The 16,619-nt window shown below is 43.9% G+C and carries 11 protein-coding genes; 6 read left to right on the top strand and 5 right to left on the bottom strand.

Going from position 1 to position 16,619, the window contains the following annotated elements; genetic code table 11:
- Positions 1 to 89 precede the first annotated feature (89 nt).
- From BLU58_RS17165 to BLU58_RS04665, 5 genes are all read right to left on the bottom strand, one after another.
- Entirely contained in the window at positions 90 to 2,315 is a 2,226-nt protein-coding gene (locus BLU58_RS17165; protein WP_093291058.1) for an alpha-helical endospore appendage domain-containing protein, read from the bottom strand.
- 258 nt (positions 2,316 to 2,573) lie between these two features.
- Positions 2,574 to 6,518, bottom strand: a complete 3,945-nt coding sequence (gene essC, locus BLU58_RS04650; protein WP_093291059.1) for a type VII secretion protein EssC — start codon at positions 6,516 to 6,518, stop codon at positions 2,574 to 2,576.
- Positions 6,515 to 8,167, bottom strand: a complete 1,653-nt coding sequence (locus BLU58_RS04655) for a hypothetical protein (protein ID WP_093291060.1) — start codon at positions 8,165 to 8,167, stop codon at positions 6,515 to 6,517. The genes essC and BLU58_RS04655 overlap by 4 nt, the downstream gene beginning before the upstream one ends.
- Complete coding sequence (locus tag BLU58_RS04660; protein ID WP_093291061.1) at positions 8,164 to 8,601, bottom strand: hypothetical protein; 438 nt, start codon at positions 8,599 to 8,601, stop codon at positions 8,164 to 8,166. The genes BLU58_RS04655 and BLU58_RS04660 overlap by 4 nt, the downstream gene beginning before the upstream one ends.
- A gap of 17 nt (positions 8,602 to 8,618) precedes the next feature.
- Positions 8,619 to 9,506: a conjugal transfer protein gene (locus BLU58_RS04665; RefSeq protein WP_093291062.1), complete on the bottom strand. Its 888-nt coding sequence runs from the start codon at positions 9,504 to 9,506 to the stop codon at positions 8,619 to 8,621.
- A 464-nt stretch (positions 9,507 to 9,970) separates the two neighbouring features.
- Here BLU58_RS04665 and BLU58_RS04670 point away from each other — a divergent pair, with 464 nt between their 5' ends.
- From BLU58_RS04670 to BLU58_RS04695, 6 genes are all read left to right on the top strand, one after another.
- On the top strand, positions 9,971 to 10,786 hold the full coding sequence (locus BLU58_RS04670; RefSeq protein ID WP_093291063.1) for an SPL family radical SAM protein: 816 nt from the start codon (positions 9,971 to 9,973) through the stop codon (positions 10,784 to 10,786).
- A gap of 213 nt (positions 10,787 to 10,999) precedes the next feature.
- A complete protein-coding gene (locus tag BLU58_RS04675) occupies positions 11,000 to 11,872 on the top strand; it encodes a thymidylate synthase (RefSeq protein WP_093291064.1) in 873 nt (290 codons plus the stop codon).
- A gap of 18 nt (positions 11,873 to 11,890) precedes the next feature.
- Positions 11,891 to 12,448: an inosine/xanthosine triphosphatase gene (locus tag BLU58_RS04680; protein ID WP_093291065.1), complete on the top strand. Its 558-nt coding sequence runs from the start codon at positions 11,891 to 11,893 to the stop codon at positions 12,446 to 12,448.
- Between the two features lie 21 nt (positions 12,449 to 12,469).
- Positions 12,470 to 13,819, top strand: coding sequence for an amidohydrolase family protein (locus BLU58_RS04685; protein ID WP_093291066.1), 1,350 nt, complete (start codon positions 12,470 to 12,472; stop codon positions 13,817 to 13,819).
- Positions 13,820 to 14,034: 215 nt separating this feature from the next.
- The gene (locus tag BLU58_RS04690) at positions 14,035 to 15,303 is read left to right on the top strand and encodes an ATP-grasp domain-containing protein (RefSeq protein WP_093291067.1); all 1,269 of its coding nucleotides are present in this window, start codon (positions 14,035 to 14,037) and stop codon (positions 15,301 to 15,303) included.
- A gap of 38 nt (positions 15,304 to 15,341) precedes the next feature.
- Positions 15,342 to 16,607 (top strand): ATP-grasp domain-containing protein, encoded by a 1,266-nt coding sequence (locus tag BLU58_RS04695; RefSeq protein ID WP_093291068.1) that lies wholly within the window; start codon positions 15,342 to 15,344, stop codon positions 16,605 to 16,607.
- The last annotated feature ends 12 nt before the right edge of the window (positions 16,608 to 16,619 follow it).

Genomic DNA, 16,619 nt, shown 5'->3' on the forward strand with positions numbered 1-16,619 from the left:
ATAGAGGTGTTTTTCGATGGAATGATAACTGGATATAGAAAAAAGCAGGCGCATCTTGTTCGAATGTGCCTGCTAAAGGGAATGATCTTCTATAAATAAAAGAACTGTAGCCATCTGGGGTCGTTTCCAACGGTAATCGTATAAAAAATGTTGTTGGATACTTGATCGATTAACGCAACACGTCCAGGATTGCCACCAATCACCGCGGCAACGTAGGATGAGGTGAAGTTGTCAAGCATTAACTCCGTTGGGATCGAGTTGACGGCAAGTTCTCGCCCATTTCCTGCTAACGTAATCGTAGCGAGAGTGTTGTTGGTGCTTGCATCGACTTTATAAACAAAATTATTTTGTGGTTTAACATAGAGTGTGTTGGTTAACGTATTGATATCTACACCAATTAGCCCTCCACTGAGTGGAATGGTAGCCGCTATGGTATTACTAGGGAAATTGATAGCATTGACAACACTTCCATTATTTAGAGCTACATAATAAAGTCCTGATGCTGGGTTCACAGCTAACTGATGATCCCCTGATGCTGTAGTAACGGTTGCGACGATGGCATTGGAGTTACTATCAATGACGAAAACGAATCCGTTATTCGAAGCGATATAAATTTGATTTGTGATTACATTTACATCTGTTTCTAGAGGAGCAGGAAGTGCGATGGTTGTGACGAAAGTATTATCTGCTTCAAAGACAGATACATTACTACTAGCGAAGTTTGAAATATATACTCTACCATTGTTAGGATTTACCGCTGCACCTCTAGGCTGATTGCCAGCAATGAGTGTTGCAATGACGGTATTGGTTCTTGCATCGATGACGGAAGCATTGTTTGAGTTAGAATTGGCGACATATACTCGATCATTCTTTTGATTGATAGAGCCACCCCAAGGACCAAGTCCTACAGTGATTGTGGCCACTACTTGTAACGTTCTCCCGTTAATGACTGAGACATTATTTGAAGTACCGTTTTGTACGTAGATGAAAGGTGTTTGGTTTTCAGCTGAGGCTCCAGTAATGCCTGTGGCGCCTGTCGACCCGGTAGCTCCCGTCGGTCCGGTAATGCCTGCAACTCCGGTAGCCCCTGTGGGTCCAGTGCCACCTTGGGGTCCGCTAGCACCAGTAGACCCTGTGTCCCCTTGAGGCCCTGTGGCACCAGTGGGTCCGGTAGCCCCTTGAGGCCCCGTAGTGCCGTCCGCGCCATCCGCGCCCGTCGGACCTTGAGGCCCAGTGTGCCCTTGAGGCCCCGTAGTGCCGTCCGCGCCATCCGCGCCCGTTGGACCTTGAGGCCCAGTGTGCCCTTGAGGCCCCGTAGTGCCGTCCGCGCCATCCGCGCCCGTCGGACCTTGAGGCCCAGTGTGCCCTTGAGGCCCCGTAGTGCCGTCCGCGCCATCCGCGCCCGTTGGACCTTGAGGCCCAGTGTCCCCTTGAGGCCCCGTAGTGCCGTCCGCGCCATCCGCGCCCGTCGGACCTTGAGGCCCAGTGTTCCCTTGAGGCCCCGTAGTGCCGTCCGCGCCATCCGCGCCCGTTGGACCTTGAGGCCCCGTAGTGCCGTCCGCGCCATCCGCGCCCGTCGGACCTTGAGGCCCAGTGTTCCCTTGAGGTCCCGTAGCGCCGTCTGCACCATCCGCGCCCGTCGGACCTTGAGGCCCCGTAGCTCCAGTAGCCCCGTTAGCGCCTGTGGGAACTTCTAGTTTCACGATGGCAGAACCAGGTGTTACCGTGATGTCTAAGGTATCCGATATAAAATTGAGGGTATCTCCGAAACCGAGTGGAACTGTTCCGTTCGCGCCTGAGTTTCCTTGGACTACAAATAAGAAATCACCTGTAGCAAAAGCTCCTGTTGGACCTTGAGGCCCTGTCGGCCCTTGAGGTCCTGTGTCTCCTGAGGCTCCAACTGCCCCCGTCGGCCCTGCTGGACCTTGAGGCCCGGTAGCCCCCGCAGGTCCGGGAGGTCCTCCTGATGGACCTGTAGGCCCTGTGGCTCCGGCAGACCCCGTCGGTCCCCTCGTGACGTCTGTGTTTAATACATTTTCTAGCTTCTCATTTAGAATCCATTCTTTCTTCCCAATTACATTAATCGTGTCACGAACACTGCTGTTTATCGTAAGTAAATCGCTAATGGTGGGTTGAAAGGATGTTGAGACTCCAGGGAGCGTTCCGAGAACGTACTGGAGTTTTTCGCCTTCGGCATTAATAATATGGCTTAATCCTAGTTCTTCTAAGGCAATCGATGATAATAGCAGATTTACTGCGTCTTCCCTTGTAATGCTTATATTCGGTGAAATATTAGGTATGTTTGCTTGCGACATATTACACCTCCCTACAGTATTCTTACTATAGATATTCATAATTCCTGCTATGTGTAACTAGTCTATATATCCAATTATCTATATATCCAATTATCTATATATCTATTTCAATAATCAGATATATAGATAATTGGATATCCCCCAGACATCGCGGAGCGGGTAGAGACATAAAAAACACCTCTATTAACTAGATTCTAGCTAGTAGAGGTGTTTTTTCATCTAAGAGTGTTTACTTTTCTAATTCGAGTTGGGAGAGTCCTATCTCCATTTTTCTTGTAGGTGTTCCACCCATTTTTCTGGTGTCCATTCTTCAGAGAATGGAGTAGCACCTTTAATACGAGTAAAGCTCTTCTTCGCAAAGTATCCTTCCCCTGCCCGTAATTGTTTTGGTAAATGAGGGGATCGTGTTTCGGAGTACGGGATCTTCAATAAACTAAGATCATTGGAGTCTAGGGTGGAGAAGATAAAGCCCGTTTCAACCCCTTTAATCTCTGATAGCCAGTCGTTGCTACTATAAGGGAAGTTCGAAGGACCGCCTGCGATAGCGGTATAGAAATTCTTTCTTCTCCCTTCCGTCATGATTTTATTCAGACGGCTTTGTAGAGCATAATCATCAAACTGTTTACTGAAGTGATCAGCATCGTCAATCACTAAGAAAATAGCTGGATGATCTGATGCGTTGGATACTTCTCTACTGTCTAATCTTTCTTCCAGTATATCTAAAAGCGACGGTAATTCGCTTTGATTCGAGATATATTTCTTCATATGAGGAATGTCTTGGATGATAGATAGTCCTCGGGTACTACTGCGGAAATCCATCGTATACACTTCGAAATCCTTTGGTGAAGTGTAGATTGCAAGAGATAGAATCCATGTTTGTAAGAAGGATGTTTTTCCTCCTTCTGATGGACTTGCTACTAGGAAGTAAGGGCCATCGCTTAGATTTACAGAGTAAGGTGCTAGATCGTCCATCGTGATCGCAACAGGAGCAGTGAGCATGCTAGGCATTTTGGTTTGCTTAGCAAGTAACTGATCTAAGGCAATTGCTGATGGTAGTGTTTCAATCGGTGCTGGACGTACACCGGTCCACGATTGGTTAAGCTTTTGCATGCTATCACGCAGATTCTGTGCTCGTTCCATTTCATCTTCACCTTGCATAGGTAAAGCGGTTTGAAACTCTAAAGGGGGAATGTTTCCTTTCACAAAGCCTCGTCCCTCTGGGAGATTGATCGGAGGTTTGGGCAGTCTTCCGACGGCAGTGTAATAGTCCGAAGGATCCGCTAGTTCAAAGGAAACACCTAGTGCGAAATTGCTTCGAATCCGATCATACATGTCGGTAAGCTGGTTAGTGGCTACAATGAAGTGGATACCAAAGCCACCACCTGTACGAAGAAGTTGTTCGAAATCATCATGTTCATCTTCAAAGCTCTTCTTCAATGTGAGGTAGCCATCTAAGACGACCACAATGGCGGGTACAGGCTCCGGTGTTGATTGCCGATATGCGGTAAATGTCTTAATCCCTGAAGTAGACATCTGTTCCCGTCGGTGCATCATTTCTTGTTGGAGGAAGCGGAAGAGTCGCTTGATTCGATCCGTCTCCTCTTCTCGAATAACCGCTCCGACATGAGGTAGATGTGTAAAGTCGCGGAACATGTCACCGAAATCCAAGACATACATGTGCACATCTTCAGGAGTGTGGATTTGAGCCAATGAGTAGAGCATCGTTTGTATAAAGGTGGTCTTCCCTGTTCCGGGCATGCCGTAGACTGAGAGGTGGCCTTCATGTAGTGGGATCTGTAAGATAGCTTGTTCTTGATGAGCGGGGTTATCATAGAAACCAACTACCGGCTCTAACCAATCAGATTGGGAAGTGGATAACTGTTCTAAGAAAATCTCCTTTGGTAAAGGTGGAAGCCATGGACCATCGAGGGTAGCGATGCCATTTGCAGTTGCTTGTTCAGCGAGATAATCTACGATGACTTGTAATTGTTTCACTTCCTGTACCTCTTCTGTCTCCACTAAATCATGTGTCACAGGAATTCTCCTACCACCAAGTGAAACTCGATTGACAGATACCGTAGTCATTTGTGTTGCATCTGGTCGATAGGGAGCACCACTCCAAGCGAACTGAACGAGTTCCAATAACTCGTTGCTTCCTACCTGTAAATATCCTCGTCCAGGTGTGGTAATCCATGCTGCATTTGGAATCTTTAGCATGTCACGACTATCTGCTTCTTCTTGAACACGAAGGCAAATTCGGAAACGAGAATTACTCCAGATTTTATCGTCCACGACACCACTCGGCTTCTGTGTGGCTAAGATGAGATGAACGCCTAAGGTTCTCCCTTTGGCGGCAATCGAGATGAGCTCACTCATAAACTCAGGCTGTTCTTTTTTTAACTCGGCAAACTCATCTACTACAATGACTAAGTGTGGAAGAGGATTTTCTTCTCGATAAGACGATCGATAGTACTCATCGATATGTTGCACGTTGCCTGCTTCTTTAAAGATGGTTTCTCGCCGCATCAATTCCGCACGTAATGAGACTTTCGCCCGCTCGATCAAAGCACCGTCTAAGTTGGTAATCGTGCCAACCAGATGTGGTAATCCTTCAAATGTATTCGACATCCCACCGCCTTTGTAGTCGATGAGTAAGAACACCAAGTCATGTGGATGATACCGAATCGCAAGAGAGGCGAGGAAGGATTGGATTACCTCACTTTTCCCTGATCCGGTTGTTCCCGCAATCAAACCGTGGGGGCCATGACCCATACGTTCGATTTTATCGTGGATATTTAATTCAAATTGCTTCCCAACTGAATTTACACCTACTGGAACAGGTAATTTGTTTGGAAAGCGGTTTTGTGCCCAGTGAGTGGGTGCATTGATTTGCTCTAATCTCTTGACTTGGAGAAGCTCCATCATTGTAAGTACATCTGGAATTTGTCCTGATTTACTTGTTCGTAACCGAATCGGGGCCATCGTGCGAGCGATGAACTCAGCGATTTCTACAGATAAATCATCCGTCTGAAATGAGAAATTCCATGACTCTTTTTCGCTTAGATAGTTTGTCGTTTTCAAATTTCCAGTATAACGTGAGACTTCTAAGAGCGCACGACACTGCCTCGGCAGGACTTCTTTGCTTTCAGCTAATAAAAAGACAGATGCTCCCACATTACTTGCCTCTTCTAAAAGGAGAGGAAGGATGGTTTCGTTTTCCAACAAGCTGGGATTGGAGATAACGATTACATACCAAGGTAACTCAGGAGTAATAATGTTCCCTTGCGTGTTACGGTTCTTCCTTCGTTGAAAGATGGTATAAAGGGAGTCAATTACGTTTCTCGCATCGGTTAAGTTTGTGGCTAGATGTCGTAGTTTCCGTGAATCATCCCATACATGAGGCAACCAACGAATCCAGTTCCACTGCTCTGCTTCTTCATCGGAATGAAAGGAGACGAGCTTCACCTCATCTGGTGAGTGATGGGTGGCTAGCTGGATTAAACTATTGCGCATCGAATTGAGAACAGACTCTCGATCCCCATATATGCCTACAACAGGAGCTTTGCTTAGTGGCAATGTTACTGGAACGTCTGCTACAGACTCATACTGTTTCGCTAGCTCAATTGCTTCTTCTACGAGTGGATCTTCTTGGAATGCATCTTGTTCGGGTGTCTTAATCTTCATCGAAGAGGGAATGGTCCCTGTCCCTAGGCGTAGGTCTAAAAAGTCAGTGTCGTGGGGAGAACGTTGCCATAAGAACGTCTTATCGGCTTGGATTTTAGACATACAGTGAAGGGAAGATGGGTTGATCTCTCGTAAGATTGCTTCCTCATTTCTGCGGTATTTCTCGAAGTCTTCTCGAAATCGGTGAAGACTCTCCCGATAGATTCTCTCCCTTTTCTGAAGCTCTTTTTGATGTGTCTTCTTCTGTGATTGATAGGTGAAGAAGGGAATGATGTAAGAGATTGCCATCATAGAGGAAGAGACGATTTGAAAGATCATAAAAGTTGAATTGTTAGATTGCCTCGATGAACTGATGTAGATAAAAAGACCAATGGTTACGATGGTCATGATGATTGGTGCAATAAGAGTCGCCATCGAGAAGGTAGGTTCCGTCGGTTTGCTTGGTGGATTTTGTAGGTCAACTACTGCTTCTGGAAGTTCCTTGCGGATCCTCGGTGAGCGGGAGAAGAGGATGTTCACAGCTCTCCACCCCCTCGAATCACTTCGTTCTTATACCATTCTTCAAATAATTGTTTCACCTTCTCAGGAGGTAGGTGTCCCAGTCGTACTAGCATGTCTCGATACTCTATTTTTTGTTGCTTGGAAACCACACGCAGATAAGCTCCATCCATAATGGAACACTCATGAAAGTAATGCCCCTCATCCATCTCAACCCAGTTTCCAGTAGGTGCTTTTATCTCGAGGACACAGGGTTCATCTGGTGCGATATGCCCATCCATCATGGGTTGGAGAAGACGAATTACTTCATAGATCGGTAGGTTAGCAGGAAGTTCGATATCAAGCCCAGGTTGACCGACTTCCATCTCCATTGTTACAAGGATTGTGGACTCGTCTTCTGAACGCTCAGATGGACTCCAAGGAATCTCTAAGGAACTAGCTAACTCATCTAAAGAGAGGAATGGTTTTGGACCAGATGTGTTCATGACAGTCTCCGCTATCATCGCAGGGTCCCAGCGCTGGGCATAGTCCCCCATGAATCCCTGAGAACCTGGAAGCGATTCGTAAAATGAGAAGAACTGCTCCCCCACAGGAGTAGTTAATTCCAAACCCTTCTCCTTAATAAATTGAGTGAGTACTTGTGTGTTCTGGTCTAACTCTTCCTTCGTGGAGGCATAGAGGCCGAAGCAGAACGTACAATCAAACAATGGAAACGGGCCTTTTTGCATTTCGGAAACGGATTTCCAAACGACAAGAGGGCCATTTTGTCCCGATGCTATGAGACCTTCCTTCCCATTGGTTAGGAACTGCATTGCTACTTCAGGTGGGATTATTCTTCCGCGAATAGACAAGTCTACTGGGATCGGGAGCCACTGGAAGAGGCTTCGATAGTCGGCAACGGAAAACCCTTCAGATAAATAGGTGAGATAGAGAAAGCGTACATAACCTTCTCTGACAGCTCCGTTGTGAAAGCGACGAACTGTCATCTCTTGTGCATGAACCTCATACTCCGATTGAACGAGAAGTTGAATATCTCGTTGGTTTGGACAAATGACGACTTGTCCATCTTTTTTTCTTTTCTCTTGCTTTGGTTTCCATACAGGATTTAGTTCGGGTAGTCCGATTCCTCGATCATGACAGTGCTTTACCATATATTGCAGGTGATACACACTTGCCTTCTTCACGGAGAATGACTCTAGATGTTGCTGATACATCTCTTGTTCTCGTTGGAAATACCAAGTAAATTCCTCATCTAAAATATCGTAGGCTCTAAGTCCCGAAGTACTTTCTAGATAGCGACGAAAATGCTTCCACTTACTTCGTTTCTTCTTCACAGTCTCTACGGGGTGTGACTCTAAGGCAAATCCGAGATAAATTTGTTTTTCAGTCGATGATATATTTTTATCTTTAATAATTTGATTTACTTTATGTAGAAAAGCAGGATCATCGGGCTTCATAGCAAAGTTAGGCATCTCTTCGATCGTTTCCATCTGAGGGAGAATGAGAACATGAAAATCATTATGAAGTAACTGACCCCACTCACTGGCGGTCACCTGTGTGTTAAAGCCCATCCGAGGTAGCTGATAGTAGGCATATACTTTTCCGTCTATGGTAAATACAAGATTTTCTTCTATATGAATAATAGGAAATGCTAATTGTGTGGCTTTCAACGGACTTTCTCCTCTCTTAGTAACGCTCTCGAGAAATACGATGAGCCAGAGGGAACCTTCTGAACTCGTGATTGAATGCAAATGGTATATCCTTTACCAAATGAAAAGGTGGTTGGCTGTGAAACGGGCTGATCCATAGTAGAATGCCGCGAATGATGGCCTGAAAGGATCTTTTTCTGTGGCTTTTTTTTCTTATGAGAGAGCCAGTAAGCTCCTATGAGAGGTAGCGCGACGAGATTGACTACTACTCCTAATGGAATATATTTCTCAACTAGCCAAAAAGGAGTATATGGAATAAAGCTAGACAAGAAAATCCCGCATTCCAACATCAGTAGAATGCGTGGCATTTGTTTGGAAATGCCTTTCTCCAAGCGAAAAGGACCTAACCGATACCAGAGCTTTTCACGATGTACGAGATAGTTGTAATGATTCAAATCAATTCATCCTCACTTTACTGACTATGGATCAAAGACAGTATCCGCCATTGACCATCATCTTTGGTCATCTTGATAATGTACGGGTATAAAACCTCTGAACCTGTTGCTTTATCTTGGAAACGTACCTTGCATGAAACTTCATATTCAGATCGGTTATCCCACACTTTTACATCTTCGAGCTTGCCAAAGCTTAGCACGTTTCCGAGCCCTCGTAGTTGTAAGTCTCCTTTTGTGAGATGAGACAAGCTTTTTTCCGGACTTGTGGATGCATATTCTTTAAAGAAGTTATTTAAGAATGTCGTGTACTCATCCATTTTTTTCTCATCGATTTGGTTGCCTTTTGATTTAAAATCCCCTTTCGATGACTGAACTGGGTTCGATTCTGCTAAATAGTAAGGAACATCTTCTACTACGAACGAATCGTTTGAGATTGCATAGATGGGGACAACTAAGCGTCGAGTTGCCATCATTGTTTTTCCTTTTTCAGTCAGCATTAGTGTGGCAGAGACCACGATGTCTGCTTTGTTGTTCCCTTTGTCTCGAACATCCCAGACTTGCACATTGTTCGCAACCGAATCCGTCTTAATGTCGTTTAGCACTAAACCAGCTTGTTTGTCGATTCCCTTGATTAAGTAAGGCTCGAGACGTTTTTCTCGTTCATCCTTATCAGAGGAGTACCAACGAAAGTACTCATTTGCAAACTGTGTAGCTGTGGTTCGTGCAGGCATGGAAACAGCTGGGTTTTTACTAAAAGCTTGAGCTGGCTCTTCATCATTTAACCAAGAAGTTATGTAGACAGAACCAACTACAACATTCATCAGCAAAAGAGCCCATAGAAATAGGCGTTTTCGCTTAAAACCTTTTAATAAGGTAGGTTTGGGACGATCATAATAATTTCTCAAATGCAATCTTCCTTCTCCATCAAAATGAAAAGCAATTTTTGTGTACTTTTTTAAAATAATAAAGTCTTCTATTCATAATATATAAGAAAAAAATTTGTATCAATAGAAAGATAAGAAGTTCTTAAGATTGTACGCATTTCTTGATTTGAAAGATAAATCCGTGGAAATAATAGAAAACAGAGTAGCATAAAGATATAGAACAATGGGGGTGGGAGAGTGAAAGGATTAACAGCGATCAAGACCTTTGTGGAAGTGATTTTTAGTGTGTGGATTGGAAATGAGAGAGGCGGCATCTAGATATGGGAGCAACAAAAATATGAGGGATGGTTCTATGTGAAGATAGAATCATCCCTTTCTTCTATGGATCCACCCAATTCCTCCTTGCGCATCTACTAAACATTTGGCAGAGTTAAAATGAACAAGAGAAACACGAAATAAACACACCAGTTAAATGGGGAATCATCATGGTAGAGTTTAAGGAGATTACATCCCGAACTATTTTAACCCCTGCCAATGGTTCGCTGGATGGAAGTCGATTTACATTTACTCTAAACCCGTACGTAGGCTGTGTATTTGGCTGCAAGTATTGCTATGTGCGAGAGATGCCAGCAGCGAAGTATCGAGAGGCTGAGTGGGGGGAGTATGTTGATATTAAGACGAATGCCACGCAATTGCTAGAAAAAGAGATTCAGAAAGCGAGAAAAAAGGGGACACCTGTATCGATCTTTATGAGTACTGCGACTGATCCCTATCAAGGGGTGGAAGCGAAAACGAGGTTAACACGCTCCCTTCTCGAAGCGATGTTGTCCCAGATGGATGAGATCGATTACTTGATGATACATACGCGGTCGCCCTTAGCCAAGAGGGACATCGATCTTTTCCGAGAGTTTCAGCAGAAAATCATCGTGAGTATGACGATTGAAACCGATCTAGAGAAGGTTCGAAAGGTATTTACGCCGAGTGCTCCGCCTATTCCTGCAAGGCTAGCGACACTGCGAGAGATTACGGAAGCTGGAGTCCCAACGAGAGCTTCGATTTCGCCCATGCTCCCCTTAAGTAAACATATAGCGAGGACGTTACGGGGTGTTACGAGCCAAGTGGCGCTAGATGATTTTTTTATGGGAGATGGAAGTCGTGGTAGGCGGACGGAGCGCATGAATATAAAGAAGCTTTATGAACAGCTAAACTTGTTGCAGTGGTTTGAACGGGGAGCATATAAGAAAGTATTGGTTCTTTTAAAGGAAGAGTTTGGAGAGGTAGATGTATTTAATGAGGTATAATGGAGGAGCTAATTCGAGTGATATAGGTCTATCGAATTAGCTTCTTCGAATCTACAACCCTTTTGTGAGTGGAATAAATATTCATACATATAAATATTAATTAAAATATAATAATATCTTTTATCAAAAAATACAATTTAGTCTATTGTGCATATTATAATTGTTATGTATACTTTAATTCGTCAGTAAGAAATTTTCCTGAGGGGGACAGATATGTTATCTCTGCAAACAACAGACTCCATGATAAATGGACTGAAAAGTATTGATATTCACGCAAACACTGTAGATGAATTAGTAAAGCACGGGATTACTCATATTTTGGACAAAGGGGATCGGGTCTCAACGAGAGCGGGAGATGCTTTGCAAGCGTATGATGTGAATTATCTCTTACTAGACTCTAGGGATCGGGTGCATACGGCTCGTCCTCAAGCAATCAAATACTTTGCTAGAGAGTTATGCGCTTACTTCCAAGGAAGCCTGAAAGTGGATGGCGGATTATCTAAAGCTTCAAAATTTTGGAACCATTTAGCTGATCAGAACGGAAATATTAATTCGAACTATGGTTACTATGTGTTTTATCAGCCTGTTCCAGATGTAAAAATTAGTAGCCAGTATGATTGGGTTATTAAACGTCTTTGTGATAACCGGGATTCAAGACGGGCTATTATCAATATAAACCAAGGGATGCACAAGACCGCGACAAAAGATTTTCCTTGTACAGTAGCCATTAATTATTTTATTAGAGAGGGTTTTTTGTGTTCGAAAGTATTCTCTCGCAGTACAGATGTGATCACTGGTTTGCCGTATGACATGGGCTTTTTTTCGTTTCTGACAGAGCTTGTCTATCAAGATTTAGTAGATAGAGGCGTACCAGATTTGAAGCTAGGCTATACCATGATGGCTAGTAACTTCACTCAAATCTATGATCGACATGCCGATAAAGCGCTTGATATTTCCGATAGCTTCGTACAGCAAGAATCGGTTATGATGCCGAGGATTACAAATGCAAGTGAGGTATTGGAAGATATCTACAACGGTACTGCAAACAGTGAAGTGATGAAATGGGTTTATGAGAACGCTACGTAAGCAGATGGGAGATAAGCAATGAGAATCTTACTAACTTCAACCAATGAGGCGAAACAAAAAGCACTGCAAAATATAGTCAACCGATTTTATGATCAGGCTATCATCGAAACGATTTCGGTTGATTCAGGAGTGTCTAAAACACCAACCAATGATCAAGAAGCAATCCAAGGATGTTGGAATCGAATTGATCGAGCAAGGGAGATCAAAGGCGATTACGATGCCTATGTATCGTTTGAAGGATTGATTTCCAATCATGAATTCGGGATGTTCTTATACGGATGGTGCTTGTTTGTTGACGGTACGAAAAACGAATATGGCTTAGGGGCTAGTTCTCAAGTGATGGTTCCGCGATTTATCAGTAGCCAAATCTCGGCTGATGTAGAGTTTAGCGATGTAGTGAAAGCGGATTACCCCTCGCCACATCTTTCTAAAATGCCTGTGGTGGGAAGTAACGGTTTGTTTACGAATCTATGCTATACACGGGTTCAAGAGTTTGAGGATGCTGCTTTATGTGCACTGGGATATCTTCATAATCCCGCTAATGTGGGGGATCAACGCTCTGTACCTCAAAAATAAACAGGCTAGGATGATCGGGATATGGATCTAGTCATCAAAAACACTCATTTTCTGGATCGTACTTTCCAGATTCGCTTTGGTTCCATCGTGGTAGAGAAGCAAAAAATAAAGCGGATTTTCTACAGTGAGTCGGAAGTAGGAACCTTTTTAGCAGAGAGTGGTTTCTCTGGTGGGGTTGTGGATGGTGCGAATCTCGTATGTATTCCTGGATTGACAAATGCCCATCTACATCCGAGTAAAGATTTATATCGAGGTCTTTTTTTAGGACAATCACTTCCTACGATTCTTTCTTTGATCCATCAGCAAAACAGCCAAGAGTCAGACGAGGACCAGTATTGGGCCTCCTTGTATAGCTATAAGCGAATGATTCAAATGGGCGTCACCACAGTTGGTGTCTTTACCAGTCGATACCAACCTGACTTAAAAGCGGCAGAGGCATCCGGGATTCGTTGTTTTATCACGTATGCTGTCAATGAAAAGTGGAATGGGGATGGCGTATCGCCCCAAGTGATTTCAGATGAACAAGCATTTAAGCGTGTGGAGAGCTTTTTGGCGAGTGACAGAAGTGAACGTATTTCACTTTCCATCGGGACTTCGTCTGAATTAACTTCGTCCCCTCAGTTTATGAAAGATCTTTACGAGGTGGCCAAGCGAAATGAAGTATTGTTTTCACTACATGTGAGTGAAGGTGAAACACAATCGAACAAATGTAGAGAAGTACATGGTTTACACAGTGTTGAATTTCTAAACAGTCTTAACCTATTGACTGAAAACACTTTGTTGATTCATGCTTCTTTTCTAACTCCAAAAGAAGTTGAATTAGTAGCAAATGTACCTGTGAGGCTAGTAAGTTGTCCGTTAGCGAATGCTTTTGCCCAGTCTGGATTATTCGAGTTACTAAAATTGAATGACGGGAAATGTAGCATCGGACTCGGAACGGATGCTGGGATGATCAACCCACAAAATAACTTGATGGCAGATGCACTCTTTTCTTATTTTTCACAGCGTGTGATGAGTAGAGAAAAGCAAGTAGACTTCGAGAGCATTTTTAAAATGATCACGGTGGCGGGTGCTCAGGCCCTTGGCTTAGAGCGTGTTGGAGTGATTGAAGAGGGCTGGGAAGCAGACATAGCGGTCTTCTCTATTCCGGACCATGCCCCGATCGATGAATATAATCCGTTGCTTTTGATCTCCGAGATCCTAATGACATCGTTGGCGAGATATGTGGTGATCGGTGGGGAGCTTGTGATTGACGATTATGAGTTTAAGCGGATGGATGAGGGGTTTTTAAATCAGAAATTCTATGGCATTAAATCGAGATTAGCAACTCCGCTGATGGAGCACTTGCAGGCATTTGAAGCAGGTGAGTAGTTGCATATTAGCAGACAACGCTATTTTGATGCAGAGTTGGTAGTGGGTTGAGTAACTAGATATCGGATCTAGACCGGGTTATGTATCTGCCTACAGCTCAAATAGTAAGCCAGCGAAGATGTGTAGGAAGTCCGCTCCAGAGTGAGCGATTCTTCTGACCCTGATTAATAGTGAGTCAGAAAGTTTGATATGAATTAGTAAGGGAGTCGGGTACATTGAGTCAAGAGAAAAGAAGAATCATGGTTGTGGAGCCGAATTGTTCAGGTGGTATCGAGCTATTGAAGAGTGCGAGAAGAATGGGTGTTGAGGTTCATGTGGTTACGCATGAAGACTTGTACCAGCAAAACTATTCCGCTGAGTTGAAAGAAATGATTGATCATACGCTGTTTACGAACTTCTGTGTGGAAGCAGAAGCGATAGCAGATATGGTTGAGTATGGCAAGAAAATAGGGATTGAGGGAGTTGTAGCAGGCTTTGAGTTCGTGTCTGATATGACGGTAAAAGTAGCGAGTGAATTAGGCTTGCCTACTCATGATCCGCTAAAATGTGAGGCGCTGAGAAGAAAAGATTTGATGCATCAACATTTTGTAGCGAATCAAGTTGCTTGCGCGAAATCGATCATTGTTCAAAAGTGGGATGAGTGTATCGCGGCGGCGCTTGAAATCGGCTATCCAGTTGTGATTAAGCCTTCTTCTAATGCAGGATCATGCAGTGTTTTTAAAGTGAATAGTGAAGAAGAGTTAAAGAAAGCATTTGAAGTGATTCATGCGAATAATGTGGAGTTCCCTCACGGTATGGCTCTGGATGATCATATGTTGATCCAAGAGTTCTTATCTGGGCCCGAGGTGAGTGTGGAAGTCGTTGTGTTCAATGGCGACGTTAGCGTACTGGCCATTACAGATAAAACGACTACTACAGGAAATTACTTTGCCGAGATTGGCCACACTCTACCGTCTAAGTTATATCCTCGTGAACAGAAACTCGTGGTAGATATGACGAAGCTGGCTGTTCATTCTCTCGGATTGAAAAATGGGATTGGTCATGTCGAATTGAAGCTGACGAAGGATGGCGTGAAAATTATTGAAGTAGGGGCGAGAATGCCAGGGGATAAGATTCCGAATCTCTTATTACACGCTTGTGGAATCGATGAGGGCATCGTCTATATTCAAGCTTCGATAGGGCAATTTCCGGATGTGACACCGAGGAACCATCAGTTTGCGGCGATCCAGTTTATCACGAGCGATTGCGAAGGGGTAATCGAATCGATTGGTAGATTGGAAGGAATCCAAAATGTTTCTTCAAACGGGGAAGAAGGAATCGTGGACGTCGAGATCTATGTAGAAGAAGGACAAAAAATCGGGGTCCCGATTAACAATATTGACCGAATTGGCCATATTATTGCAGTTTCCAATAGCTATGAAAGAGCGTCTGCTTTATGTTCGGAAGCATTAGAAAAAATCGAATTGCAAATCGTGGAGCAATAATTGTAGTTTAGTTGAGCTGATGATGAGGAGCGGAAAAGATGGTTCAAGAGAAACGGAAGATCATGATCATCGAACCACATTGCTCAGGTGGCATTGAGCTATTGAAGAGTGCGAGGCGAATGGGTGTGGAGGTACATGCGGTTACGCATGAAGATTTGTATCAACATAGCTATTCCGATGCGGTAAAGGAAATGATTGACTATACGCTATTTACGAACTTTTGTGAAGAAATGGAAGCGGTTTCAGATATCGTAGCATATGGCAAAAAAGTGGGGATTGAAGGGGTCGTAGCAGGTTTCGAGTTTGTGACCGACTTAGCGGTGAAAGTGGCGAATGAATTACATCTACCAACTCATGATGTGTCAAAGTGTGAGGCACTGAGAAGAAAAGATTTGATGCATCAGTTTTTTGCAGAACATCAGGTTTCCTGTGCCAAAACGATTGTAGTTCAAACATGGGATGAATGCAGCACGGCGGCGCTTGAAATCGGCTATCCAGTTGTGATTAAGCCATCTTCCAATGCAGGGTCATGTAGTGTTTTTAAAGTAAGCAGTGTACAAGAGCTAAGGAAAGCTTTTGAAATCATCAGGCAGAATAATGTGGAGTTTCCGCATGATATGCCCCTTGATGACCACATCTTGATCCAAGAGTATTTATCTGGGCAGGAAGTCAGTGTAGAAGTGGCGATTTATAATGGAGAGATCAGTGTACTGGCGATTACGGACAAGATGACGACTTCAGGTAATCACTTTGCTGAAATCGGCCATACGCTTCCTTCTCATTTAGACACTCTGGAGCAAAAGAAGATCACAGATATGACGAAATGTGCCGTTCGCTCCCTCGGATTGAATAATGGAATTGCTCATGTTGAAGTGAAACTGACGCAAGATGGTGCGAAGATTATTGAAGTAGGGGCAAGGATGCCAGGTGGGAAAATTCCTTGTCTCCTACTACACGCTTGCGGAATGGATGAGGGGATTATCTATATTCAAACCTCTTTAGGACGATGTCCGGATGTCTCCCCTCGAAACGATCAATTCGCAGCTATCCGTTTTATTACCAGCGAAAAAGAAGGGGTTATTGAATCGATTGGTCGACTTGAGGAAATCCAGAAAGTTTCTACAGATGGGCAGGAAGGCATTGTGGATATCGAGATATATGCTAGAGAAGGAGAAAAAATCGGTGTCCCGATTAACAACATCGACCGAATCGGCCATATCATTTCCGTTTCGAATCATTATGAAAAGGCATCTGCTCTATGTTCGGAAGCACTAGAAAAAATTGAATTGAAAATTGCTGAGTAGAGGTGGACATCG

This window comes from Thermoactinomyces sp. DSM 45892 (genome assembly GCF_900107305.1).
Lineage (GTDB): Bacteria > Bacillota > Bacilli > Thermoactinomycetales > Thermoactinomycetaceae > Baia.

Bases quoted from the DNA above. Each gene is read 5' to 3' on its own strand.
- BLU58_RS17165 (WP_093291058.1), bottom strand. From the start codon at position 2,315: ATGTCGCAAGCAAACATACCTAATATTTCACCGAATATAAGCATTACA.
- BLU58_RS04670 (WP_093291063.1), top strand. From the start codon at position 9,971: ATGGTAGAGTTTAAGGAGATTACATCCCGAACTATTTTAACCCCTGCC.
- BLU58_RS04675 (WP_093291064.1), top strand. From the start codon at position 11,000: ATGTTATCTCTGCAAACAACAGACTCCATGATAAATGGACTGAAAAGT.
- BLU58_RS04680 (WP_093291065.1), top strand. From the start codon at position 11,891: ATGAGAATCTTACTAACTTCAACCAATGAGGCGAAACAAAAAGCACTG.
- BLU58_RS04685 (WP_093291066.1), top strand. From the start codon at position 12,470: ATGGATCTAGTCATCAAAAACACTCATTTTCTGGATCGTACTTTCCAG.
- BLU58_RS04695 (WP_093291068.1), top strand. From the start codon at position 15,342: ATGGTTCAAGAGAAACGGAAGATCATGATCATCGAACCACATTGCTCA.